This is a genomic window from Paenimyroides tangerinum, from assembly GCF_003865405.1.
In the GTDB taxonomy this organism is placed as follows: Bacteria; Bacteroidota; Bacteroidia; order Flavobacteriales; family Flavobacteriaceae; genus Flavobacterium; species Flavobacterium tangerinum.
The window spans coordinates 18,054-42,304 of the sequence record NZ_RQVQ01000002.1 but is presented as its reverse complement, the minus strand read 5'-3'; the positions used below and the strand labels follow the sequence as shown (position 1 = coordinate 42,304).

The 24,251-nt window shown below is 32.9% G+C and carries 23 protein-coding genes and 4 tRNA genes; 25 read left to right on the top strand and 2 right to left on the bottom strand.

What is annotated here, in order from left to right; translation table 11 throughout:
* Positions 1-60: 60 nt before the first annotated feature.
* Together EG240_RS01005 and lipB are read left to right on the top strand one after the other, a co-directional pair.
* Positions 61-222, top strand: a complete 162-nt coding sequence (locus EG240_RS01005) for a YqaE/Pmp3 family membrane protein (RefSeq protein WP_125016504.1) — start codon at positions 61-63, stop codon at positions 220-222.
* 13 nt (positions 223-235) lie between these two features.
* Positions 236-934, top strand: a complete 699-nt coding sequence (gene lipB / locus EG240_RS01000; protein ID WP_125016502.1) for a lipoyl(octanoyl) transferase LipB — start codon at positions 236-238, stop codon at positions 932-934.
* A 37-nt stretch (positions 935-971) separates the two neighbouring features.
* Here lipB and EG240_RS00995 read toward each other — a convergent pair whose 3' ends face one another.
* Positions 972-1,571 carry a ribonuclease HII gene (locus EG240_RS00995; RefSeq protein WP_125016500.1) on the bottom strand — a complete coding sequence of 200 codons (600 nt, stop codon included), beginning with the start codon at positions 1,569-1,571 and terminating at the stop codon, positions 972-974.
* Between the two features lie 102 nt (positions 1,572-1,673).
* Here EG240_RS00995 and EG240_RS00990 point away from each other — a divergent pair, with 102 nt between their 5' ends.
* The 5 genes from EG240_RS00990 (at position 1,674) to EG240_RS00970 (ending at position 12,228) form a co-directional block, all read left to right on the top strand.
* Entirely contained in the window at positions 1,674-3,743 is a 2,070-nt protein-coding gene (locus EG240_RS00990; protein WP_125016498.1) for a S8/S53 family peptidase, read from the top strand.
* A gap of 149 nt (positions 3,744-3,892) precedes the next feature.
* Positions 3,893-6,946, top strand: coding sequence for a SusC/RagA family TonB-linked outer membrane protein (locus EG240_RS00985; RefSeq protein WP_125016496.1), 3,054 nt, complete (start codon positions 3,893-3,895; stop codon positions 6,944-6,946).
* A 12-nt stretch (positions 6,947-6,958) separates the two neighbouring features.
* Positions 6,959-8,569: a RagB/SusD family nutrient uptake outer membrane protein gene (locus EG240_RS00980; protein ID WP_125016494.1), complete on the top strand. Its 1,611-nt coding sequence runs from the start codon at positions 6,959-6,961 to the stop codon at positions 8,567-8,569.
* Between the two features lie 104 nt (positions 8,570-8,673).
* Positions 8,674-10,707: a putative porin gene (locus EG240_RS00975; protein WP_125016492.1), complete on the top strand. Its 2,034-nt coding sequence runs from the start codon at positions 8,674-8,676 to the stop codon at positions 10,705-10,707.
* A 159-nt stretch (positions 10,708-10,866) separates the two neighbouring features.
* Positions 10,867-12,228 (top strand): pyridoxal-phosphate dependent enzyme, encoded by a 1,362-nt coding sequence (locus tag EG240_RS00970; protein WP_125016490.1) that lies wholly within the window; start codon positions 10,867-10,869, stop codon positions 12,226-12,228.
* A gap of 156 nt (positions 12,229-12,384) precedes the next feature.
* Here EG240_RS00970 and EG240_RS00965 read toward each other — a convergent pair whose 3' ends face one another.
* Positions 12,385-14,052, bottom strand: a complete 1,668-nt coding sequence (locus EG240_RS00965; protein ID WP_125016487.1) for a GLPGLI family protein — start codon at positions 14,050-14,052, stop codon at positions 12,385-12,387.
* An 87-nt stretch (positions 14,053-14,139) separates the two neighbouring features.
* On the opposite strand from EG240_RS00965, the gene EG240_RS00960 reads away from it, so the two are divergent.
* The 18 genes from EG240_RS00960 (at position 14,140) to rplL (ending at position 24,156) form a co-directional block, all read left to right on the top strand.
* Entirely contained in the window at positions 14,140-15,417 is a 1,278-nt protein-coding gene (locus tag EG240_RS00960) for a DUF2851 family protein (protein ID WP_125016485.1), read from the top strand.
* A 10-nt stretch (positions 15,418-15,427) separates the two neighbouring features.
* On the top strand, positions 15,428-15,655 hold the full coding sequence (locus EG240_RS00955; RefSeq protein ID WP_397337238.1) for a PspC domain-containing protein: 228 nt from the start codon (positions 15,428-15,430) through the stop codon (positions 15,653-15,655).
* 58 nt (positions 15,656-15,713) lie between these two features.
* Positions 15,714-16,586 carry a ComEA family DNA-binding protein gene (locus EG240_RS00950; RefSeq protein WP_235830311.1) on the top strand — a complete coding sequence of 291 codons (873 nt, stop codon included), beginning with the start codon at positions 15,714-15,716 and terminating at the stop codon, positions 16,584-16,586.
* 20 nt (positions 16,587-16,606) lie between these two features.
* Entirely contained in the window at positions 16,607-17,749 is a 1,143-nt protein-coding gene (locus EG240_RS00945; protein ID WP_125016483.1) for an acyl-CoA dehydrogenase family protein, read from the top strand.
* Positions 17,750-18,000: 251 nt separating this feature from the next.
* Positions 18,001-18,195, top strand: coding sequence for a 30S ribosomal protein S21 (gene rpsU, locus EG240_RS00940; RefSeq protein WP_125016481.1), 195 nt, complete (start codon positions 18,001-18,003; stop codon positions 18,193-18,195).
* 63 nt (positions 18,196-18,258) lie between these two features.
* Positions 18,259-19,152, top strand: a complete 894-nt coding sequence (locus EG240_RS00935) for a tyrosine-type recombinase/integrase (protein ID WP_125016479.1) — start codon at positions 18,259-18,261, stop codon at positions 19,150-19,152.
* Positions 19,153-19,182: 30 nt separating this feature from the next.
* The gene (gene hpf, locus EG240_RS00930) at positions 19,183-19,482 is read left to right on the top strand and encodes a ribosome hibernation-promoting factor, HPF/YfiA family (protein WP_125016477.1); all 300 of its coding nucleotides are present in this window, start codon (positions 19,183-19,185) and stop codon (positions 19,480-19,482) included.
* A gap of 89 nt (positions 19,483-19,571) precedes the next feature.
* Positions 19,572-19,645: transfer RNA gene (locus EG240_RS00925), tRNA-Thr, on the top strand.
* Between the two features lie 32 nt (positions 19,646-19,677).
* Positions 19,678-19,758: transfer RNA gene (locus tag EG240_RS00920), tRNA-Tyr, on the top strand.
* 16 nt (positions 19,759-19,774) lie between these two features.
* A tRNA-Thr gene (locus EG240_RS00915) sits at positions 19,775-19,846 on the top strand.
* A gap of 58 nt (positions 19,847-19,904) precedes the next feature.
* The gene (gene tuf, locus EG240_RS00910; RefSeq protein WP_125016474.1) at positions 19,905-21,092 is read left to right on the top strand and encodes an elongation factor Tu; all 1,188 of its coding nucleotides are present in this window, start codon (positions 19,905-19,907) and stop codon (positions 21,090-21,092) included.
* 55 nt (positions 21,093-21,147) lie between these two features.
* Positions 21,148-21,218, top strand: a tRNA-Trp gene (locus EG240_RS00905).
* A gap of 14 nt (positions 21,219-21,232) precedes the next feature.
* Entirely contained in the window at positions 21,233-21,430 is a 198-nt protein-coding gene (gene secE / locus EG240_RS00900) for a preprotein translocase subunit SecE (RefSeq protein WP_125016472.1), read from the top strand.
* A 10-nt stretch (positions 21,431-21,440) separates the two neighbouring features.
* A complete protein-coding gene (nusG, locus tag EG240_RS00895; RefSeq protein ID WP_125016470.1) occupies positions 21,441-21,992 on the top strand; it encodes a transcription termination/antitermination protein NusG in 552 nt (183 codons plus the stop codon).
* 62 nt (positions 21,993-22,054) lie between these two features.
* Positions 22,055-22,477, top strand: coding sequence for a 50S ribosomal protein L11 (rplK, locus tag EG240_RS00890; RefSeq protein ID WP_125016468.1), 423 nt, complete (start codon positions 22,055-22,057; stop codon positions 22,475-22,477).
* A 34-nt stretch (positions 22,478-22,511) separates the two neighbouring features.
* Positions 22,512-23,201 carry a 50S ribosomal protein L1 gene (gene rplA / locus EG240_RS00885; protein ID WP_125016466.1) on the top strand — a complete coding sequence of 230 codons (690 nt, stop codon included), beginning with the start codon at positions 22,512-22,514 and terminating at the stop codon, positions 23,199-23,201.
* A gap of 22 nt (positions 23,202-23,223) precedes the next feature.
* Positions 23,224-23,712 carry a 50S ribosomal protein L10 gene (gene rplJ / locus EG240_RS00880; RefSeq protein WP_125016464.1) on the top strand — a complete coding sequence of 163 codons (489 nt, stop codon included), beginning with the start codon at positions 23,224-23,226 and terminating at the stop codon, positions 23,710-23,712.
* A gap of 78 nt (positions 23,713-23,790) precedes the next feature.
* Positions 23,791-24,156, top strand: coding sequence for a 50S ribosomal protein L7/L12 (rplL, locus tag EG240_RS00875; RefSeq protein ID WP_125016462.1), 366 nt, complete (start codon positions 23,791-23,793; stop codon positions 24,154-24,156).
* Positions 24,157-24,251: the final 95 nt, after the last annotated feature.

The window sequence follows — 24,251 nt, the reverse complement described above, 5'->3', positions numbered from 1 at the left end:
TTTAAAAACTGCTTTTCAAAGGTTTTTATTGTAATTTTGTTTTTAAAAAATATATTTAAAATGAGTTTATGGCGTGTTTTATTAGCAATTATTTTTCCTCCTTTGTCAGTTTTGGATAAAGGTTGTGGTTCTATAGTAATTGTTTTTTTGTTGACACTTGCAGGATGGATTCCAGGAGTAATAGCGGCATTGGTTATTTTAAATAATCCTAAATATAATTGATTTTCTGAATATCATGAATAAAAAAATAATAATAAAAGAATTAGGTTTAAAGGATTATAAAGAGACTTGGGAATATCAAGAAGAGTTGTTTCAAAGTATTCTTTCTATAAAGTCCGAAAACAGAAAACTAAATCAGGAGGTTGAAACCCCAAATTATTTACTTTATGTTGAGCATTCTCATGTATATACATTAGGGAAAAGTGGAGATATGTCTAATATGCTTTTGTCTGAAAGTCAGTTGGCGGAAAAAGGAGCTGCTTTTTATAAGATTAATCGTGGTGGAGATATCACGTATCACGGGCCGGGACAAGTGGTTGGTTATCCGATTTTAGATTTGGAGAATTTCTTTACCGATATTCATAAATATTTAAGATTCTTAGAGGAAGCAGTGATTTTAACTCTCGCAGAATACGGAGTTGTCGCAACTCGTAGCCAAGGAGAAACTGGGGTTTGGATTGATGTTGGAACTCCGTTTGCTCGTAAAATTTGTGCAATGGGTGTTCGTGCTTCTCGTTGGGTTACGATGCACGGTTTCGCATTAAATGTAAATTCAGATTTAGGTTATTTTGATCATATTATTCCTTGCGGAATTCGAGGTAAAGCTGTTGCTTCATTGAATAATGAATTAGGTGTGAAGTTTGTAGATGAACAAGATGTGAAAGAGAAAATTACGAAGCATTTAGTTGATTTGTTTCAAATGCAATTAATGTAGTATATTATAAAGGAGTTGCTTTTTGGTAACTCTTTTTTTATAAATCTAATTTCAATTGTTCAGGTAAAAGTCTAAACGACATTCGATGGTATTTACAAGGGCCGTACTCAAGAATTGCCTTTCTGTGTTCTTTGGTTGGGTAGCCTTTGTTTTGTTTCCAGTTGTACATAGGAAATTCTTCGTGAATCAAATCCATGTATTCATCACGTTTTGTTTTTGCAATAATCGAAGCAGCTGCGATACTTAAATATTTGGCGTCGCCTTTGATAATACATTCATATGGAATTTCTTTATAAGGTTTAAAACGATTTCCATCAACAATTATAAATTCAGGTTCTATTTCTAATTTAGCAATTGATTCTTGCATTGCTTTGATTGACGCATTAAGAATGTTGATTTCGTCTATTTCTTTTTCAAAAATATGCGAAAAAGCATAAAAGGTTGTTTCTGTTTCAATGATTTTTTTAAGAATAGTTCTGTTTTTTGAGCTTAATTGTTTAGAATCGTTAACATTTTGGAGTAAAGTGTGGTCTTTTATTATAACAGCTGCGGCGGTCACAGGACCAGCTAAACAGCCTCTTCCGGCTTCATCTGTTCCGGCTTCAAAAGAAAAATCTGATTTTTTTAATTCCAACATTGTTAAAAATTTTTTACAAATATAAACAATGTAATTTTTTTTTATAACTTTGGTAACTGTCTAAATACTAAAAAATAAATCTAACAAAATAAAATCTATACAATGAAATGTAAATTATCAAAATTATTTTTCTTGGCTTTAATTGGGGCTATTTCTATGAAAGGATATTCTCAAACAGATGAAGAGAGAATAAATATAGCCAAAGGTTATGATTTGAAAAAATTAGAACAAATGGCTGTGAAATTTAGAGCGAATCAAGAGGAAAGTTATGCTAAAGGTTTAGTGCTTGCTAAAGAAAGGGGGTTGCCTATTGATGGAGTTACACCTGAGGGAGCTTTTTTTTCGTTAAAAGGTGTTGATTCGGAAACGGGTGAGTTAGTATATTTTCAAACTTATAATAACTCAACGACTGAGAGTTCTGTTCAAACTGCTAGAGCTCAGCATTTGTATAATGGTGGGTCTTTAGGAATTGATATTCAAGGTCAAAATATGAATTTAGGTATTTGGGATGGAGGTCAGCCTCAAGCAAATCATCCAAATTTAGGGGTTTCTAGAACTCTAAATAAAGATAATCAATTAAATGTGCCTGGTAGTGTTGAATTTCAACAAGAAGGTAGAGATCATGCTACCCATGTTGGTGGTACAATGATTGGTAATGGTCCGGTTGTAGCTGCTAGAGGGATTGCTTTTGATGGAAGATTATGGTCTAATACTTGGCAATACGATCATACAGAGATGGCTGAACAGGCTGCTCAAGGTTTATTAGTTTCGAATCATTCTTATGGTATTGGTAATACTTCTTATATGAATCAAGTAGGTATTTATGGTAGATATAATAGTGAGGCAAATGCAGTTGATGATATTCTTTTTGATGCGGAAAAATATCAAGCGGTTTATGCAGCTGGAAATGATAGAACTCAAATTTCTGGAGCCCCAAGTAACTCACCGTTAAATCCTACTAAATTAGGATTTGATCAGATGGTGAATGAAACGGCATCCAAAAATGCTGTGGTTGTTGGTGCTATTAATGGTTTTACAAACTATACAAGTCCAACAGCTGTCGTGATGACAAGTTTTAGTCAATGGGGACCTACGGATGATTTTCGTGTGAAACCGGATATTGTAGCAAAAGGATTTGGGGTTTATTCTTCTAATTTTCCAACAGCTGGTTCTTCTGGTAGTTATGATTCTTATCCAGGTACTTCTATGGCTGCACCTTCTGTAACGGCTGTTTTTGCATTATGGCAACAGTATTCTAGAGTTTTATGGCCTTTTGGTTTGAGTGGTTTGGATTTTGCGGATAGATATTTTAGATCTGCAACAATTAGGGCTCTGATGGCTCATACCGCTAGTAATGCTAGGTATTCTACGGATACTTATACTGTTGGTGGGCCTAATGCTAGGTTTGGATGGGGTGTTATTAATGCTGAAGGAGGTGCTAAAGTGATGAAGGCGGCTAAAGATGGAAATGCTGTTTTGAAAGAGCTGACTTTGGTAAGTGGTCAAGTTTATGAGTTGCATGTTGTTTTGGATGGTTCTGAAGCTTTGACTGCAACAATGGCTTGGACTGATAAACCTGGGAATATAGTTTCTGCAACTGATTCTACAACGCCTGTTCTTGTTAATGATTTAGATTTGAGAATCATTCGTCCTTCTGGAGGGGATCCCTTAATGCCTTGGAGTTTAAGTAAAACGAGTATGATTAATCCTGCTCCAGTTCGAGATGTTGATAATAATGTAGATAATATTGAGAAGATAGATTATACTGTGCCGCTTTTTGATGGAGCTCCTGCTGGTGTTTATAAAGTTTTCGTGACTCATAAAGGAAATGCTTTAGACTCGGGTAGTCAAAAATTCTCATTAATAGTTTCGGGCGGTGTTGTTGATTTTTATGAGCCAAATGTATCTTCTGATGATTTTAAAATTGAAAGTTTAAATGTGTATCCAAATCCTGTGACAGATATTTTAAATGTTTCTGCGGATTTTTCAGTGATTGAAAATGCAGCTGTTTCTTTGTTTGATATGTTAGGAAAGAAAGTTTATAGTGATGATTCTTTGTTTGCATTTTCGGGAGATGCAACAATAAATGTTTCTGGTTTGAATTCAGGAGTTTATTTATTGCAAATTTCAAAAAATGGCAAAATTGATACTAGAAAAATAGTAATAAAGTAATTTTTTTTTTCTTTGTTAAAGACTGTCGTAAATGGCGGTCTTTTTTTTTGAATTTTACTTTATAAAAAAGTGTATTTTCTGTGTTAAAAATTTGTTATCTTATAAAAATATGTTAGTTTTGTTGAATAACTAATTCAAAATAATTTTATATGAAGTCAAAGTTTACTTGGATTTTGTTACTGTTATCAGTTTTGACTTTTCAGTTTTCGTTTGCGCAAACTAAAGTGGTTACAGGTACAGTAACATCAAAAGACTATGGAGATCCTATTCAAGGAGCTACCGTTTTGGTAGAGGGAACAACGCGTGGTGTTGATACGGATGAGAATGGGAAGTATTCTATTAATGCTGCGCAAGGTGAGAAGCTGGTTGTGCGATTATTAGGTCTTAAAACACAGAAAGCAACTGTTGGTGTATCTAATGTGTTAAATTTTTCAATGATTATTGAAGACGATTTAGTGTTGGATGAGATTGTGGTTGATGCTTATAGAACAGTTTCAAAACCAAAATCTGCTGTTGCTGCTTCAACGGTTACTGCAAAGACAATTGAGGGAAGACCTAATGCTTCATTTGTACAGACATTGCAGTCTCAAGTGCCTGGTTTAGAAATTAGTACAGGTTCAGGACAGCCAGGTTCTAGTAATACTTCGGTATTGTTAAGAGGGGCTGGTTCTATTAATGGTAATACAGAGCCATTGTTTGTTATTGATGGGGTGCCTATGGGTAATTCTAGTTTTAGAAGTATTAATCCAAATGATATTGAAAGTATCACTGTGTTGAAAGATGCTGGAGCAACTTCAATTTATGGAAATCGTGGTGCAAATGGTGTTATTGTAGTGACAACCAAAGGAGCTTCATTTGAGTCTGATTTGCAGATTAAATACGTTGGGACTACCAGTGTTAGTAGATTACAGAAAAACAATTATGATTTGATGGGTGGTAAGGAATTAATGGATTTTGAAATGGCTAATGGCTTTAATAACTATTCTGCTTCATTACAAAAAACTGCTGCTGAAACAAATTGGTTGGATGTGTTTTTTAGAACTGCAATCACTCAAAATCATACATTATCTTTTACTAGGGGGTCTAAAAATTTAGCTTCTTTTACTTCTATTGGTTATACGGATCAAGAAGGTATTTTGATTAATACCGATTTAAAACGTTTTAACTTTAGAAATAATTTAAATGGAAAAAGTAATGATGGACGTCTAACTTACGGAACAAATATTACTGCAAACTATTCAAAATCTAGAATTGCACAAGGTTTAGGTACTGGTTCTGTAAATAATAATTATGTTGTTGGTGCTTTACAAGGTGCACCTTATATTAACCCTGATTCTTATAATGGCTCTCATCAGTCTATTTGGAACCAATTAACTAGTAGTTCTTTTGTTTCAGGAAGTATTTTGAAAGCGTCTCCTTTGTTATTAATGGACAAAGCTAAGTGGTTTGATTTTAATCAAGAAGAGTTAAAAATGATCGCTCAAGGTAATGTTAATTATAAGTTAACTGATGATTTATCTGTTGGTACATCATTAGGTGTAGATTATACACATATTACGCAAAATGGATACGACTCTCCATATTCATTCAATTCTTGGTTTTTTAGTCCTGATAGAAATGATGAATCTATTTTTGTTGGTTCAGCTTCTCAAATTAATCAAAGGGTTGTGTCTTTCAATTCTTTAACTAATATGAAATGGGCTAAGACTTTTAACGATGTTCATGAAGTTAAGGCAGGTGTTTTTATGGAGTATTTAAAAGCACACTTTAAATCGTCTAGTTTAGCACAAGAGGGATTAGATAGATATTTTTCTTCACCAAATTCTGGTGCAGGATGGATTTCTGATACTGATGCTAATGATTATTACGTTCCAAGTGTTGGTATGTCAGTTGCTAATGCAGGATTGTTTTCGTATTTTGCTAATGCTTCATATGATTATGATACAAGGTATGGTGTAGAGGCTACAGTTAGACGTGATGCTTCTTTCCGCTTTGCGAACTCTAATCGTTGGGGAACTTTCTATTCAGTTTCTGCACGTTGGAATATTAGCAACGAAGAGTTTATGCAAGAATCTGTATTCGATGATTTAAAATTAAGAGGTTCTTATGGTACTGCAGGTAATCAAGATATTACAGGATCTGGTCTTTTTGGAGGAGCCTCTTTGTTTAGGGATTTATACAGTGTAGGTGGAGGTTATAATAACAATCCGTCTTTAGTGATTTCTAATATTGCAAATCCTAATTTAAAATGGGAAACTGTAGAACAAGCAAATATTGGTCTGGATTTTGGAATTTGGCAAAGTAGATTAAGAGGAACTTTGGATGTTTACCAAAAAACAACTAAAGATTTATATCAATCTCAACCAATTTCTGCTATTTATGGGACTTCATCTATTTTTGCTAATGTTGGTTCGATGAGAAATAGAGGTATTGAATTATTACTTGCTGCTGACGTTGTAAGAAATGATAATTTCAAATTTACTATTAATGTTAATGGATCATACAATAAAAATGAGATCGTTAAATTACCGAATTCTGATGGAATTATTTGGAATGGTGGAGGAAATATCATGAGAGAAGGTGATATGTTAGGTCAATATTATATGGTTGAATATGCAGGGGTTAATCCTGCTAATGGAAACTTATGGTTCTATGATAAAGATGGTAACATGACTGAGACTCCTACAGATGAGGATAGAAAGTTTACTGGAAAGTCTGCGTATCCACTTTATCAAGGTGGTTTTGGTTTCGATGCTGATTATAAAGGTTTCTTCCTGTCTACACAGTTTTCTTTTGTACAAAACATGTGGAGAGTTGATAATGATTATCGAGATTTCTTAACTACTGCTGATATTGGTACTTTTAATAAGTCTCGTGAATTACATGATTCTTGGACACCAACCAATACTGATGCAAAATATCCATCACTAAATAATACGAATGAGTTTTATCAAACAATTTCTGACAGAAGTTTACGTGACGCCTCTTATGTACGTCTTAGATATATTACTTTAGGATATAATTTTACAGCAAAAAATTTAGCACCTTTAAAATTATCAGGATTGAGAATTTATGCTCAAGCAGAGAACTTAATTACATGGACAAAGTGGAAAGGGTTTGATGCAGAGAGTAATAGAGGAAGTGATTTTGCTCAATATCCAACACCTAAAACAGTTTCATTCGGTGTAGAAGTTCAATTCTAAAAATATAAAAAAATGAGAAAAAAAGGTATATTATTATTAATTGCTTTAGCAGGATTATTTAGTTCTTGTAATGATGCAATTGATATTACGCAACCTGGTGAGATAAGTAATCCTTACGAGGTTTTTAGAAACGCTGATGATATAAAACGTGGAATTAGTGGGATTTATATTTCACTTCCTGGAGAATCAGAAATTGGTTTTACTTCTATTTTTACAGATGAAGTTGCTATTGGAAGAGATAATGGTGGTCAAGGTTTGATTTCTGGTGAGTATGGTTTCTTTATGCAACCTGGAACTAGTTTTGCCAATTCAACTTGGGCTTCTTATTATTCTGTAATTAATAGAGTAAATAGGCTTATTAATATTACTGATAAATTATACTCAGAAGCTACATTGGCAGCTGAGCGTACTAAGTTAATTAATAATAAAGCTGAATTACTTGGTTTACGTGCTTATGCTAACTTAAAGTTGTTTGCATATTATACACCTGATTATACCAATCCTTCAGGTTTGTCTATTATGAAAGTTGATTTTGTACCTGAAGAAGGACGTTTGGATGAACATATTGGTAGATCTACTGTTGCACAAATTACGAAATTTATAGTTGATGATATTGATGAAGCTTTAACCATAAGACCTGATGGCTGGGTTAATGAAAATAATAATTATATCACTGATCAAGTATTAAATGCTTTTAAAGTGAAATTGTATGCAATGACAGAAAACTATACTGAATTAATTCCATTAGCCCAAAGTGTTTTGAGTAACTATAGGTTTGCTACTGGACCTGAGTATGTTGCTATGTTTTCATTCAATCCAGCTGAACCTAGTAGTGAAATTATATGGAAATTATCTCGACCATTAGGAAGTGGAGGTAATGTTGCTGAAAACTGGTATTCTTCATCAGTTGACGTTGATGGTTCATTCTTCTACGAGATGGGACGTTCTCTGTACAATGAATTAGATAAATTAGATCCAGCTGTAACTGGTGAAGCTTTTGGAGCTACACGTGTTGATGTTCGTTATTCTGTAAATTTACAAGCGACTTCTGAAGTTGATGTTGATTATGCTTCTTTACCACAATTCGAGTATGTTGATAAGGACTTGCTTTTAATTGGTAAGTTTGAAGGAAAGCAAGGTGCCTTTCCTGCTGCATTAAAAAATGATATACCAATTATTCGTTATGCAGATATCGCACTTTTATTAGCTGAAGCTAGAGCTGCTCAAGGACAAATTGCGATGACTTCTACAGATCCAATGGTGATTTTAGATAATTATTCAACTGTTGGGAATATTATTGCAAATCTACGTCTTAATCGTTCTATTCCAGCTTTATCTTTTTCGATGCCTGTCCTAACAGATGCGACTAGTGCATGGAAAGCTATTTTAGATGAAAGAAGAGTTGAATTTGCTTTTGAAGGACATCGTTATTTAGATATGAAACGTATTGGTATGAAGGCAGGGTCTCCTGGTTTCCAAAGATATGCTAAGGATGCTATTGTAAACGGTACAGGTGCTGGTTTGCCAGCTAATAGTTATAAATTAACTTTGCCAATCCCTAATAGTGAATTAAATGCAAACCCTATAATTAGAGGACAACAAAATCCTGGTTATAATAACTAGTTTTTTAATAAATTAAAAAGGACGTCATTTGACGTCCTTTTTTTGTTTTTATAAACCAATGAAATTATTCGAAAAAAAATCTAACTTTGCTAAAAATCTTTTTTATGCGCAATTTAGCTCTGTTATGTTTTTTTGTTTTCTCTTTACAAGCTAGTGCTCAAGTAAAGAGAACAGACAAATTAAAAACAAAAGACGAGAAGAATATCAAGATTGATAATACCAAAGTAAATCAGCCTGTAAATAATTCATCAAATTCTAATGCTACAACTATAGGTTCTACTAATTCAACAAGTAAAACCAAATCTGCTAATGATTCCATTGCTCCAATTGATTGGTATAAAATCATTTCATACGATAACAAGATTACTGCGGTTGATACAGCTCTAACAATTAAAAAGTTTCAACAACTAAATTTTCTAGGACGTGATATGTTTGGATTGCAATCGTTATCTAACGATGGTCAAACCTATAATATTTTGGATTATTCTTTAGTAAAGAATAGTCTGATTCCAAGTTTTGGTTTCAGCTCTAAACAATGGAACTATTATCAAATTGAAGATATTAATTACTATAAAGTACCAACCCCATTTACTGAACTTGCTTATCGTTCTGTGGTTAAACAAGGACAAAATTTGAACTCACTTTTTACGACTAACTTTAACGAGCGTACAAATGTTTTCATTGGTTATCGTGCTTTGCGTTCGCTTGGTGCTTATATGAATGAGCTTAATTCTATAGGTAATTTTAAATTTGGTGGTTCTTATAATACGAAAAACGAAGAATATTTTCTTCAAACAAATTTCGTTTTTCAAGACATCATGAATCAAGAAAATGGTGGAATCACCGATATCGATTTGTTTGAATCTAGCGATGCGCCATATAATAATCGCGAGCGTTTAAATGTTTATTCTCGAAATGCAAATTCAATGTTTAAAGGAACTCGTGCTTTTTTAAATCATAAGTACAAATTCAATAATTCTACAGAAAATGAGATTTGGTTAAAGCATAAATTTTATTATCAATATCAATCAAACGAGTTTTCTCAAGCAGATTTATCTACTTTCGATTCTGACATTCGTTATTTCGGAAATTCATATTCAAATTCAGTCAGAGATAAAGTTCGTTTCAAGAATTTCTATAATCAATTAGCTCTTGCATATAGCTCTGCAACTTTGGGGGAATTGTCTTTCATGGCCGAAGTTTCTAATTTTGATTATTATTATAATTCTATTGTTGTAAAACAAAATTCTGAAATCGTACCAGCTTCTTTAAAATATGATTTGGTTACTTTGGGAGGTTCTTACGCAATCAATAAAGAGCAATTTAGTTTCAATGCTGAAGCTCGCCAATCTATTTCCGAAATTGCTACTACTGAATTGAAAGCTGATGTTATTTATAGTTTAAATGAGAAATATGCCATCAAAGCAAATTATCATTTTTTAAATAAGATTCCTGAAATGACGCAGCAAATGTTTCAAAGTACTTACATCAATTACAATTGGATTAATAATTTTTCTAACGAAAAAATACAATCTGTAACAGCAGAACTTGAAAATCCTTATGTTAATCTTTCTGGTAATTTCCAGTTGATTCATGATAAGATTTATTTTTCAAATGAAGATACCCAATTTGATGCTTACGGAAATGCCGAACAACTATTGGTTTCACCTAAGCAATACGCAAAACCGATTTCGTATTTCAATATTAAGGCACAGCGCGAATTCAAATTCGGGAAATTTGCTTTAGATAATACCTTAATGTTTCAGCAAGTTGCTCAGGACGAGAATATCGTAAATGTTCCGAATTTTATCACTAGAAATACCATTTATTATTCAGATAAAGTTTTTAAAAACGCATTGTTTTTACAAACTGGAATTGTTTTTAAATACCATACAAAATATTACGCCAACGAATACAATCCAATCCTTGGAGATTATTTTGTTCAAGACACGCGAAAAATTGGAGGTTTCCCAACCTTCGATTTCTTTGTAAATGCTAAAATCAAAACCGCGCGTATTTATCTAAATCTAGAACATTTCAACTCGGGTATTACAGGTCATAACTATTTTGCAACACCAACGCGTCCGTTTACCGATATGCGTTTGCGTTTTGGAATCGTTTGGGATTTCTTCTGGTAGGGCGTTCCCTTTCAGGTCGGGCTTTCCATTACAAGTCCTCGCAAATAAATTTGCTGTGGGCTTTTCATTGCAATCCCTAACGCAAGTTTAGTTTAATATTAACATTCACCTTTTCAATTAAAAAAAAGCATTGTTATCTTTGCATAAAATAAAATTAAGATGAAAATCGCAAAAAATATATTAGAAACGATTGGTAATACTCCAATGGTTCAATTAAATCACATTACAAAAGATATTCCTGCAACCGTATTAGCAAAGGTTGAATATTTCAATCCAGGTCATTCATGTAAAGACCGTATGGCTCTTAAAATGGTGGAAGATGCAGAAGCAGACGGACGTTTAGTTCCTGGTGGAACAATCATTGAAGGAACTTCTGGAAATACCGGAATGGGATTAGCTTTAGCAGCTGTTGTTAAAGGATACAAATTAATTTGTGTAATCACAGACAAACAGTCTAAAGAAAAAATGGATATCCTTCGTGCTGTTGGAGCAAAGGTTGTCGTTTGTCCTACAGATGTTGAACCAACCGATCCACGTTCATACTATTCAGTTTCGAAACGTTTAGCTGAAGAAACGCCAAACGGATGGTACGTTAACCAATACGATAATCCATCGAATGCACAAGCAAACTACGAACAAACCGGTCCTGAAATTTGGGAGCAAACAGAAGGTAAAATCACGCACTTCATTGTTGGTGTTGGTACAGGTGGAACGATTTCTGGAGTTGGAAAATACTTAAAAGAGAAAAATCCAAATATTAAAATTTGGGGAGTTGATACCTACGGTTCTGTATTCAAAAAATATAAAGAAACGGGAATCTTTGACGAGAACGAAGTGTATTCTTACGTAACTGAAGGAATCGGAGAAGATATTTTACCAGAGAACGTAAACTTTGATGTAATCGACGGTTTCACTAAAGTAACAGATAAAGATGCGGCTGTTTACTGCCGTAAATTAGCTTTAGAAGAAGGTTTATTTGTTGGAATGTCTTCAGGTTCGGCAATCAAAGGATTATTGCAATTAAAAGACGAATTAGGACCAGATGATATTGTGGTTGTTTTGTTCCACGATTCAGGTTCTCGTTACATCGGTAAAATCTTTAACGACGATTGGATGCGTGAAAAAGGTTATATCACAAATGAAGTTTCGACTGCGGTTGATTTAATTCAAAATCACATTAAAAAACCATTAGCAATCGTTCGTACAGAAGAATTGGTTTCACATGCTATCGAAAGAATGCGTAATTTAAAAATCTCTCAACTTCCAGTAATTGATATCAACGGATTTGCAGGTTCATTAAACGAATCGGATTTATTCAATGCATACTTAGCTGATGCTAATATTATTGAAAAACCAATTCGTGAAATCATGGGAGCTGCTTATCCAATTGTTAAAGCAAACGCTTCAATCGAAGAAGTTTCTAAATTAATCACTAAAGAAAACCAAGCGGTTTTGGTTGAATTAGAAAATGGTAAACACCATATCATTACAAAATACGATATCATTAACGCTATCAAATAACAAAAAAGGCAATCTGTAAAGATTGCCTTTTTTGTTTTATCTATTTCTAAAAAATATTCTTGGTGTTTTTACTAAAAGAAAGCAATGACTTGGATAAAAGATAGCAATGGTTTTAGTTAAAGATAGCAATGATTTTAGTAAAAGATAGCAATCTTTTTAAAACCCTGTATTTCCTAACAAAACACCCGATACATTCCAAAAGCTAAAACTGCCGCCTTCGGGTTTTCCTTTTGGTATTTTAATCGTGATCTTATGTGTTCCAGGTTTTAAATCTCCTAACGCAATCATATTCGGATTTGTTAATGTTCCCGGACACCAATTGGCTCTTGAATAATCTGATGAGGATAAGCCGTTATCAAAATTTCCTGAAACTGGATTGTATTCGCGATACGAACCGCAATCTTGTTTCCACGGAATAAAATTATGAACCACTGCATCGTCTAATAAAATGGTGTTTGTTTTCGGAACAAATTCATCGCCATTTTCCCATCCACCGTGACCTGTGGTAATGTAGCGCAACATCGCATTTTTAACTTCTTTATCTAAAGTAAAAGTCACTTCCAAGCCTTTTTCTGAATCAAACAACGAGCCGTATTCTTGTCCGCCCATTTCTAATAAATTGGTTGTATTGAAAAGTGGTTCGGAATAATTGAAATTGAAAAACTTTTTCTCGTCTTTATGAATCGTAATGTTTAACGAAACTTCGTGTCCACCTTTGTCATAATTCCCAATAAAAACACCAACATAAATGTCTTTGCCCGAAAGCTGTTGATACAACTCTGAAATATCTTGTCGATAAAAAACACTTTCTTGCCACGTTTTGTCTTTTAGCTGAAGTCCGTTGAAATAACCAACACCAAACGGAGTGAAAAAACGCATCAACTCAACCGTTGGTAAATAGTTTTTGGTTTGGATAACACCTTGATATTTTTTACCATTTCCGTTTTCGTAAATCGGCAACGTATTTATTCCTTTCGTTAAACCAGTAAAAAAAGATTGTTCTTTTGAGGTTGGAATGATAAACACACTTCCGGTTCTGTCATACGCATCACCGTTAGATTTTTCTTCTAAATCAACAAAAACTTGGTCGGTTTTTCCAATCTTCGGGAATTTGATTTTTCTGATAATAACCGTTCCGTTTCCAAACTTTAAAATACTATCGTTTGATTTGTTGTTTTCATTAAAACTGATAACCTCGTTTTTGAAAATCGGTAAAGTAGTAAATCTGCTTTTCCAAATATAATCTTGATAAGCTAATGCATCAGCGTAAGTAGCTTTTGAATTTGCACTTAATTCTTTGTTGTCTAATTTGGCAATTTTGATAATTTCTTTGGCTTTGGTGCTGTAAGTATTGTTTCGATTAATTTCTAAAACCAATCCTAAATCTTGTCCCAAAATACTTGGGCCGCCTTTAAACGGAACATCGTTTGTGTACCAAATTTCAATGTTATTTGAATTAATTGTTGTTTTTGCTTTTTTACATTTATAGCCCAAAATTTCTTTGGTTTCATTCGTAAGTTCAAACTTCGCATTTTTAATCGAAGTTGAATCGTTGGTAATGATAAAATTATTATCACTAACTTCCGCTTGAGAAGTCACGATTTTATTATTGTAATTGATAAACTTTTTTTCTTTCGGAAACGATTGTAGTTTTTTATCAAAAACCACTTTTTTAGTTATCAATCCTTGTTGCTGATTTCCGATAAACAAAATCACATCGTCGTTTGTGATATTTCCGTTCGAATAATTGTTGTAAGTAACCTGAATGCCTTTTTGCGCAAAGCTTGTAAATGAAATAAGTAATAAAGCGTAAAGAAATCTCATTATGTTGTTTTTTTACAAATATAGATAAATTGATTTAACGAGTTGTATTTCGGGAATTTATAATTAACTTTAAGAAAACGAATCGTTATGAAAGAAGATTTTTTACATTTTGTTTGGCGCAACAAACAGTTCGATGTTACGAATTTGATTTCTGAGCAACATCAGAAAATCGAAATTGTTCGTTTTGGTGATTATGTTCAAATGGCTGGTCCTGATTTTTTTAATGCGCAACTATATATAGATAATCAGCTTTGGGCAGGAAATGTAGAAATGCATTTAAAAGCTTCAGATTGGTATGCGCATCAACACGAAATCGATTCTAATTATGATAACGTGATTTTACACGTAGTTTGGGATTATGATATTGATGTTTTTCGAAAAGATGGTTCGGTACTACCGGTTTTGAATCTTTCGAAATATATAAATGAAGTTTTGATAAAGAATTATTTCAATTTACGAACTTCTAAAAATTGGTTGTATTGCGAAAATCAGTTGAATGGGATTGATGATTTCACTTGGTTTCAATGGAAAGAAAAGTTATTGATAGACCGATTGGAGATTAAATCCAAACCCATTGAAAAGCTTTTAAAAGAAACCCAAAACAATTGGGAAGAAGTTTTGTTTGTTTTATTAACTAAAAATTTTGGTTTAAATATTAACGGTTCTGCTTTTGAACAAACTGCAAAATCAATTTCTTATAAAGTGATTTCTAAGGAACGATTCAGTGCTTTTAATTTGGAAGCCCTTTTCTTTGGAGTTTCTGGTTTGTTGCAAATTCCGAAACAAGATAATTATTTCAAAGAAATACTAAACGAATTTTCTTATTTAAAAGAAAAGCACCAGTTAAAGAGTTCTATATCAGAACCGATTCATTTTTTTAAGTTACGACCTGATAATTTTCCTATGATTCGATTCTCACAATTGGCAAATCTTTTACATCAAAAAGAACATTTATTTTCTGATTTGATTCAACAAGAATTATCGATTGCAACTATTTATAAATATTTCTCAATTTCAGTTTCTGATTATTGGAAAACACATTATGTTTTTGATAAAGAAAGTAAATTTACAACTAAAAAATTGACTACTTCCTTTATTGATTTGTTATTGTTAAATACGATTTTGCCATTGCGTTTCGTGTATTTAAAGAGTTTAGGTAAATCTGATTTTGATGATGTTTTGGAAATGTATCGAAATCTCAATCCTGAAAAAAATTCAATTATTGATAAATTTAAAGATTTAAATATTTCAGTTGAAAATGCTTTTGATTCGCAAACCTTGATTCATTTAAAGAAAAATTTTTGTGACGAAAAAAAATGTTTACAATGTGCGATAGGTGTGAAATTACTTCGAAATAATGTTTAAATTTGAATCTATGAAGATTATTCAAAATACACGACATTATTTCGAAAAAAACGGTTACGAAGTTTGCGCTCGTTTCGCCGAAAAACTTGGTATTCGAGTTAGTCGTGTGCGTTTTTTCTTTGTTTATATGTCTTTTTTTACCTTAGGAATTTGGTTCTCTATCTATTTGACTTTGGCGTTCTTGCTGAAGATTAAAGATATGATTTACACCAAACGCAGTTCTGTTTTCGATTTGTAAATTCTTTTTTCTTAAATCAATTTTTTTTATTACATTGGTATTATGAAAGTTATGATTTATGAAGTGGAAGATTTTAAATCGAATGCGAATGTTTACGTCATCACAACGTAAAGGAATTTTTGTGTTACTTTTTTTAATCATCCTGATTCAGGTTGCTTTTTATTATTATCGAAATACGCCAACAGATTTTAAAGATTTTCAAATTGATGAAGCTTCAATAGCTTTTTATCAAAAAGAAATTGATAGTTTAAAACAGCTAAAATCTAAACGGACCATTTATCCGTTTAATCCCAATTTCATTGATGACCATAAAGGTTATTTTCTTAAAATGAAAGTAGAGGAAATTGATAAATTATTAGCTTTTCGAAAATTGGATAAATATGTGAATTCTGCTAAAGAATTTCAACAAATAACCGGTGTTTCAGATGAATGGTTGGTTGAATATAGTCCGTATTTTAAATTTCCAGATTGGACGCAGAAAAAGCAAAGTACATCTTTGAATGATAATTATGTTTTTAAAACAGAAACCATTTCAATAAAAGATATTAATAAAGCAACTTTAGACGATTTGATGTTAATCAAAGGTATTGGTCCTGCTTACGCCGAACGAATTTTAAACGAACGTGAAAAATATGGTGGTTTCGTTCATATTGACCAAATGAATTATATTTATAATTTACCGCCGGATGTTATTAGTTCTTTAAGAAAATATTTCAGGATAGGTACAAAACCAATTATTAACAAAATTAATGTAAATACAGCATCACGAGAAGAACTTTCAAAAATTCCTTATATAAGTTATCAACTTTCGAGAGAAATATTGATTTATCGAAGTAAATCGGATAATTTGTTAAAAATTGAGGATATGAAAAAAATTAAGGGCTTTCCGCTTGACAAATTAAATATAATTACGTTATATTTGGGTTTTTAAGAAAATAAACTAAAAACTATATGAATTTCGAGTACAACGATACACAAGCAATGATTGCGCAATCTATTAGAGATTTTGCAGAACAACACATTCGTCCACATATTATGGAGTGGGATGAAGCTCAAATTTTTCCTGTTGAATTATTCAAGAAGTTAGGAGAAATGGGTTATATGGGAGTTTTAGTTCCTGAAGAGTTAGGTGGTTCAGGTTTAGGATACCACGAATATATTACTGTTGTTGAAGAGATTTCAAAAGTAGATTCTTCGATTGGTTTATCAGTTGCTGCACATAATTCATTATGTACAAATCATATCTTAACTTTCGGTAACGAAGAGCAAAAGAAAAAGTGGATTCCTAAATTAGCAACTGCAGAATGGATTGGTGCTTGGGGTTTAACTGAGCATAATACAGGTTCAGACGCTGGTGGAATGTCAACAACTGCTGTTAAAGAAGGTGACGAATGGGTAATTAATGGAGCTAAAAACTTTATTACTCATGCGATTTCTGGGGATGTTGCAGTTGTAATTGTTCGTACTGGTGAAAAAGGTGATTCTCGTGGAATGACTGCTTTTGTTATTGAAAAAGGAACTCCTGGTTTTACTTCTGGTAAAAAAGAAAATAAATTAGGAATGCGTGCTTCTGAAACAGCTGAATTGATTTTTGACAATTGTCGTGTTTCTGATGCGAACCGTTTAGGAGAAGTTGGAGAAGGATTTATCCAAGCGATGAAAATTTTAGATGGTGGTCGTATTTCTATTGGAGCTTTGTCTTTAGGAATTTCTAAAGGTGCTTATGAAGCTGCTTTAAAATATTCGAAAGAACGTATTCAGTTTGGGAAACCAATTTCTGAATTCCAAGCAATTGGATTTAAATTAGCTGATATGGCAACAGAAATTGAAGCTTCTGAATTATTATTACACAAAGCTGCTTTCTTGAAAAATAATCACAAACCGATGACTAAAATCGGAGCTATGGCAAAAATGTATGCTTCGGAAGTTTGTGTGAAAGTTTCAACAGAAGCGATTCAAATTCACGGTGGTTACGGATATACAAAAGATTTCCCAGTTGAGAAATTCTTCCGTGATTCTAAATTATGTACTATTGGTGAAGGAACTACAGAGATTCAAAAAGTAGTGATTTCTCGTAAAATTTTAAAAGACTAAATTCTATTAGAAAATATAAAATAGGAAAAACTGTATTAGTTTTTCCTATTTTTTTTTGGGAACTTTACATATGTTTATTGTTAGTGATTGGTTAATAGATGTTTAAATAAGATGAAAAAATTTACCTACGAATATGATTTTCTGAAATATCACAGTAGTTCTCTTTTTTCTATAATCTTTTTTCTTTTTTCTAATGTAATAAAAAAAATATTCCTATATTTGCACCCATAACGAGAGGAGGTGTATAAATTATGTTGATCATTCCAATTAAAGACGGAGAAAATATTGATAGAGCGTTAAAACGCTACAAAAGAAAATTCGATAAAACTGGTACATTACGTGCTTTAAGAGAGCGTAAAAACTTTACGAAACCTTCTGTAACAAAACGTGCTCAATTACAAAAAGCAGCTTACGTTCAAAGATTAAGAGAATCTTTAGAATTCTAATTTTTTTCGAACGAAACTATATAAAACCATTAATTAAAGTTAACTTTGATTAATGGTTTTTTTATGGAAGAAATTTTAAAACAATATTCAGATTATTTGATTAAAGAAAAACGATATTCTTTAAAAACATTACGTGCTTATACAGATGATGTGAATGTTTTTTTTGATTACGTTTTTAAGGAAGAAAAATTATTATTAAATGAAATTGATTATTCGGTAATTCGAACTTGGGTGGTTTTTTTGTCAGAAAGTAATTATTCTAGTTTGTCGATAAATCGTAAAATGAGTTCTTTGAAAAGTTTTTTTAAATATTTGTATCAAAATAAATTTATTGAAGAATATCCATTGACTGGTCATAAATCTTTAAAGGTTGAAAAAAAACTGCAAATTCCTTTTTCTGAAAACGAAATGAAATTGGTTTTGAATGAAGTTGATTTGGAGGACTATGATCAAATGTTGAAGTTTCTTGTTGTTGCGTTGTTTTATACTTTAGGGATTCGTAAATCAGAATTGATAAATTTGCGGTTAAAAGATGTTGATTTTTTTTCAAATAACATTAAAGTCGTTGGTAAGCGCAATAAGGAAAGGGTTGTTCCGTTAGTTGATGAAGTGCAGTTTTTGTTGAAGAAATATTTAGCTAAACGTTTTTTGATTGCTTCTGAGGGTGAGGGTTTGTTAATGTTGTTAAAAAACGGAAATAAATTGAATGAAACATTTGTGTATCGATTAATAAATAACTATTTTAGAGGTGTTACTTCGAAGTCGAAAAAAAGCCCACATATGTTACGGCATACTTTTGCAACACATATGTTGAATAATGGAGCGGATTTGAATTCTATTAAAGAATTGTTAGGGCATTCAAGTTTATCTTCTACTCAGATTTATACGCAAACGAGTTTGGTTGAATTAAAGAAGGTTTACAAAAATGCACATCCGCGTTTTAGTGATGACGAGTGATAATTATTAATCTTTTTAAAATAATTTATTATGAAAGTAGACATTCAAGCAGTGAATTTTAATGTGGATCGTAAGTTGGTAGATTTCATCAATATTCGATTAGAAAAATTAGAACAATATTTTGATAAGATAGTAGATATTGATGTAAATTTGCGTGTTGAAAACACAAGTGATAAGGAGAATAAATCAGCAGATGTTATTGTAAAAGTTCCTGGTGATGATATAGTTGTAAAAAAGACAGCGAAATCATTTGAGGAGGCTGTTGATCTTGCGGGTGATGCAGTTGAACGATTGCTAATCAAACGTAAAGAAAAAATGAAATCTCATTAGTTTGTGTAAAAAAAGCTTAAAAAAACTTTTGTTTGTACAAATTATTATATACATTTGCAGTCCGTTAGAAATAGCGGACTTTTTAAATTGCCGGTGTAGCTCAGTTGGCTAGAGCAGCTGATTTGTAATCAGCAGGTCGTGGGTTCGAGTCCCTCCATCGGCTCTGGTAGTGTAAAAGCGGCTAAAATAAGGTTAGGGGAGATACTCAAGCGGCCAACGAGGACGGACTGTAAATCCGTTGGGAAACCTTCGCAGGTTCGAATCCTGCTCTCCCCACAATTAAAGTCTTTTTGCCGGCGTAGCTCAGGGGTAGAGTGCTTCCTTGGTAAGGAAGAGGTCACGGGTTCAAATCCCGTCGTTGGCTCATAGAGTTAATTAAATAATGTACACTAATTATATAACTAAGATTAAATTATTAAATCATGGCAAAAGAAACTTTTGATCGTTCGAAACCCCATTTAAATATTGGTACTATCGGACACGTTGACCACGGTAAAACAACTTTAACAGCTGCTATTACTAAAGTATTATCAGATGCAGGTTTATCTGAGGCTAAATCATTTGATCAAATTGATAATGCTCCAGAAGAAAAAGAAAGAGGTATTACAATTAATACATCTCACGTAGAGTATGCTACAGCTAATCGTCACTACGCTCACGTTGACTGTCCAGGTCACGCGGATTACGTTAAGAACATGGTTACAGGAGCTGCACAGATGGATGGTGCTATCTTAGTAGTTGCTGCTACAGATGGTCCAATGCCACAAACTCGTGAGCACATCTTATTAGGTCGTCAAGTTGGTATTCCACGTATGGTTGTTTTCATGAACAAAGTGGATATGGTTGATGATGCTGAATTATTAGAATTAGTAGAAATGGAAATTCGTGATTTATTATCTTTCTATCAGTATGATGGAGATAATGGGCCAGTTATCCAAGGTTCTGCTTTAGGAGCTTTAAATGGTGAGCCAAAATGGGTTGATACAGTAATGTCTTTAATGGAAGCAGTTGATTCTTGGATTGAAGAGCCGATTCGTGATACTGAAAAACCATTCTTAATGCCAATCGAAGATGTATTTACAATTACTGGTCGTGGTACTGTTGCTACAGGTCGTATCGAAACAGGTATTGCTAATACAGGAGATCCGGTTGAAATCATTGGTATGGGAGCTGATAAATTAACTTCTACTATTACTGGAGTTGAGATGTTCCGTAAAATCTTAGATCGTGGTGAAGCTGGAGATAACGTAGGTTTATTATTAAGAGGTGTTGCTAAAGAAGATATCCGTCGTGGTATGGTTATCGTTAAGCCAGGATCTGTTAAACCACACGCTAAATTCAAAGCAGAGGTTTATATCTTGAAAAAAGAAGAAGGTGGACGTCACACTCCATTCCATAATAACTACCGTCCTCAGTTCTACGTTCGTACAACTGACGTAACTGGAACTATCCAATTACCAGAAGGAGTAGAGATGGTTATGCCTGGAGATAACTTAACTATTACTGTTGAGTTATTACAACCAATCGCAATGACTGTAGGTTTACGTTTCGCAATCCGTGAAGGTGGACGTACTGTTGGAGCTGGTCAGGTAACTGAAATTTTAGGATAATCCTAATAAAATAATTATATAAGTTGGCAGTTTTTTGCTGCCAACTTTTTAACATACGGGTGTAGTTCAAGGGTAGAATAGCGGTCTCCAAAACCGTTGATGGGGGTTCGAATCCCTCCACCCGTGCAAATAAAAATATTATGGCAAAAGTTTTTAATTATTTATCAGATTCATTTGTTGAATTAAAATCAAATGTTACTTGGTCAACTTGGGCGGAAGTTCAAAAATATACCATTATCGTATCTATTTTTGCTATTATTATGGCATTGGCTACATGGGGTGTTGATTCAGTTTTTCAGAAAGCTATTGAAGGATTTTTTAATTTGATAAATTCTTAATATTACTTTTATGACTGATAATAATATCAAAAAGTGGTATGTAGTTAGAGCAGTAAGTGGTCAAGAAAATAAAGTCAAGAATTATATCGAGACTGAAATTGCTAGACTAGAAATGACTGACTATTTATCACAAGTGTTAGTTCCAATGGAAAAGGTGGTTAATCTTAAGGATGGAAAAAAAGTTACGAAAGAACGTATCTACTTTCCTGGGTATATTATGATTGAAGCTAATTTAACGGGAGAATTACCACATATTATAAAATCTATTTCTGGTGTTATCGGTTTCCTTGGTGAAACGCGTGGTGGAGATCCTGTACCGTTAAGACAGACAGAGGTAAATAGAATGCTTGGTACAGTAGATGAACTTTCTGTTACAGAAGATGTAGGTTTGATTCCTTATGAAGTTAATGAAACAATAAAAGTAATCGATGGACCATTTAACGGATTCAATGGAACAGTTGAAAAAGTTAATGAAGAAAAACGTAAACTTGAAGTAATGGTTAAGATATTCGGAAGAAAGACTCCATTAGAATTAAGTTTTACACAGGTAGAGAAAATATAATTGTTACATATTTTAACCACATCAATCGCTTCCACTGAGAGATGTGCTAAATTTTTTTAAAAATGGCAAAAGAAATTAGTAAAGTAGTTAAACTACAAGTTAAGGGAGGTGCAGCGAACCCATCGCCACCGGTTGGACCTGCTTTGGGGGCTGCTGGAGTTAACATCATGGAGTTCTGTAAGCAATTCAATGCTAGAACACAAGATAAACCAGGCAAAGTTTTACCAGTACAAATTACAGTTTACAAAGACAAATCTTTTGACTTTGTTGTTAAAACACCACCTGCTGCTGTTCAATTATTAGAAGCTACAAAACTTAAATCGGGATCTGGGCAACCAAACCGTAAAAAAGTTGCTTCTGTAACTATGGATCAAGTTCAAGCAATTGCAGAAGACAAAATGGCTGATTTAAATGCATTTACATTAGAATCTGCTATGTCTATGATTGCTGGAACTGCAAGATCAATGGGAATAACAGTAAAGTAAGGAATACTCCTCTTTAAAAACAAAAAAAGAAGAAATGGCAAAATTAACAAAAAAGCAAAAAGAGGCTGCTTCAAAAATTGAGAAGAACAAGTTATACTCTTTAAAAGATGCTTCTGCATTGATTAAAGAAGTTGCTTCTGCAAAATTTGATGAGTCTGTTGATATTGCAGTACGTTTAGGAGTAGATCCTCGTAAAGCAAATCAAATGGTTCGTGGAGTTGTAACATTACCTCACGGAACTGGTAAAGATGTAAGAGTATTAGCGTTGGTTACTCCAGATAAAGAAGCTGAAGCAAAAGCTGCAGGTGCTGATTTCGTTGGATTAGACGATTACTTACAAAAAATCAAAGACGGTTGGACTGATGTTGATGTAATCATCACTATGCCAGCTGTTATGGGTAAATTAGGTCCATTAGGTCGTATTTTAGGACCTCGTGGTTTAATGCCTAATCCTAAAACAGGTACAGTAACTATGGATGTTGCTAAAGCTGTTACAGAAGTGAAAGCTGGTAAAATCGACTTTAAAGTTGACAAAACTGGTATCGTTCACGCAGGAATTGGAAAAGTATCTTTTGGTGCTGATATGATTACTGAGAACGCTCACGAGATTATTCAAACATTGATCAAATTAAAACCAACAGCTGCTAAAGGTACGTATATCAAATCGATACACATTTCAAGTACTATGAGCCCTGCTATTGCTTTAGATCCGAAAGCAGTTTAATTGGTAGTTAAAAATTTTTAGTATGACTAGAGAAGAAAAATCAATTGCGATTCAAGATTTAACTGCACAGTTAGCTGATACAAAAATTATTTATGTAGCAGACATTTCTGGTTTAAACGCAGATACTACTTCGAATCTTAGAAGAGCTTGTTTTAAGGCTGGAATTAAATTAGAGGTTGTTAAAAATACTTTGTTAGCTAAAGCTATGGAAGCTTCAGAAAATGAGTACGGAGACTTACCATCTACTTTAAAAGGAAATACTTCTATTATGATTGCAGAGGTTGCTAACGCACCTGCTAAAATCATTAAAGAATTTAGAAAAAAATCAGATAAACCTATCTTAAAAGGTGCTTACATTAACGAAGAAATTTATGTAGGAGACAATGAATTAGATGGATTAGCTGCTCTTAAATCTAAAGAAGAAGTTATTGGAGAAATCATTGGATTATTACAATCTCCAGCTCAAAGAGTTATTTCAGCTCTTAAAAATCAATTTAAAGACGAAGAATAATATACATTTCTTAGTCTGTTCCTAAAGAACGCACATTAATAAATTATATTTTACAAATCAAATTAAAAGATAGAAAAAATGGCAGATTTGAAACAATTCGCAGAACAATTAGTTAACTTAACAGTTAAAGAAGTTAACGAATTAGCAACTATATTAAAAGATGAGTACGGAATCGAGCCTGCTGCTGCTGCAGTAGTTATGGCTGGACCTGGTGAAGCTGCAGTTGAAGAGCAAACAGAATTCACAGTTGTATTAAAAGAAGCTGGTGCTTCTAAATTAGCAGTTGTTAAAGCTGTTAAAGAATTAACTGGTTTAGGATTAAAAGAAGCTAAAGATTTAGTTGATTCAACTCCAGCAAACGTTAAAGAAGGTGTTTCTAAAGACGAAGCTGAAGGATTGAAAAAATCATTAGAAGAAGCTGGAGCTGTAGTTGAGTTAAAATAATCTCACTCACTTTAAACTTATCGGTTTAGGCCTTAGGAGTAATCCTATTGGCCTAAACCATTTTTGCGTATTATATGTTTAGTACGTTTTTATTA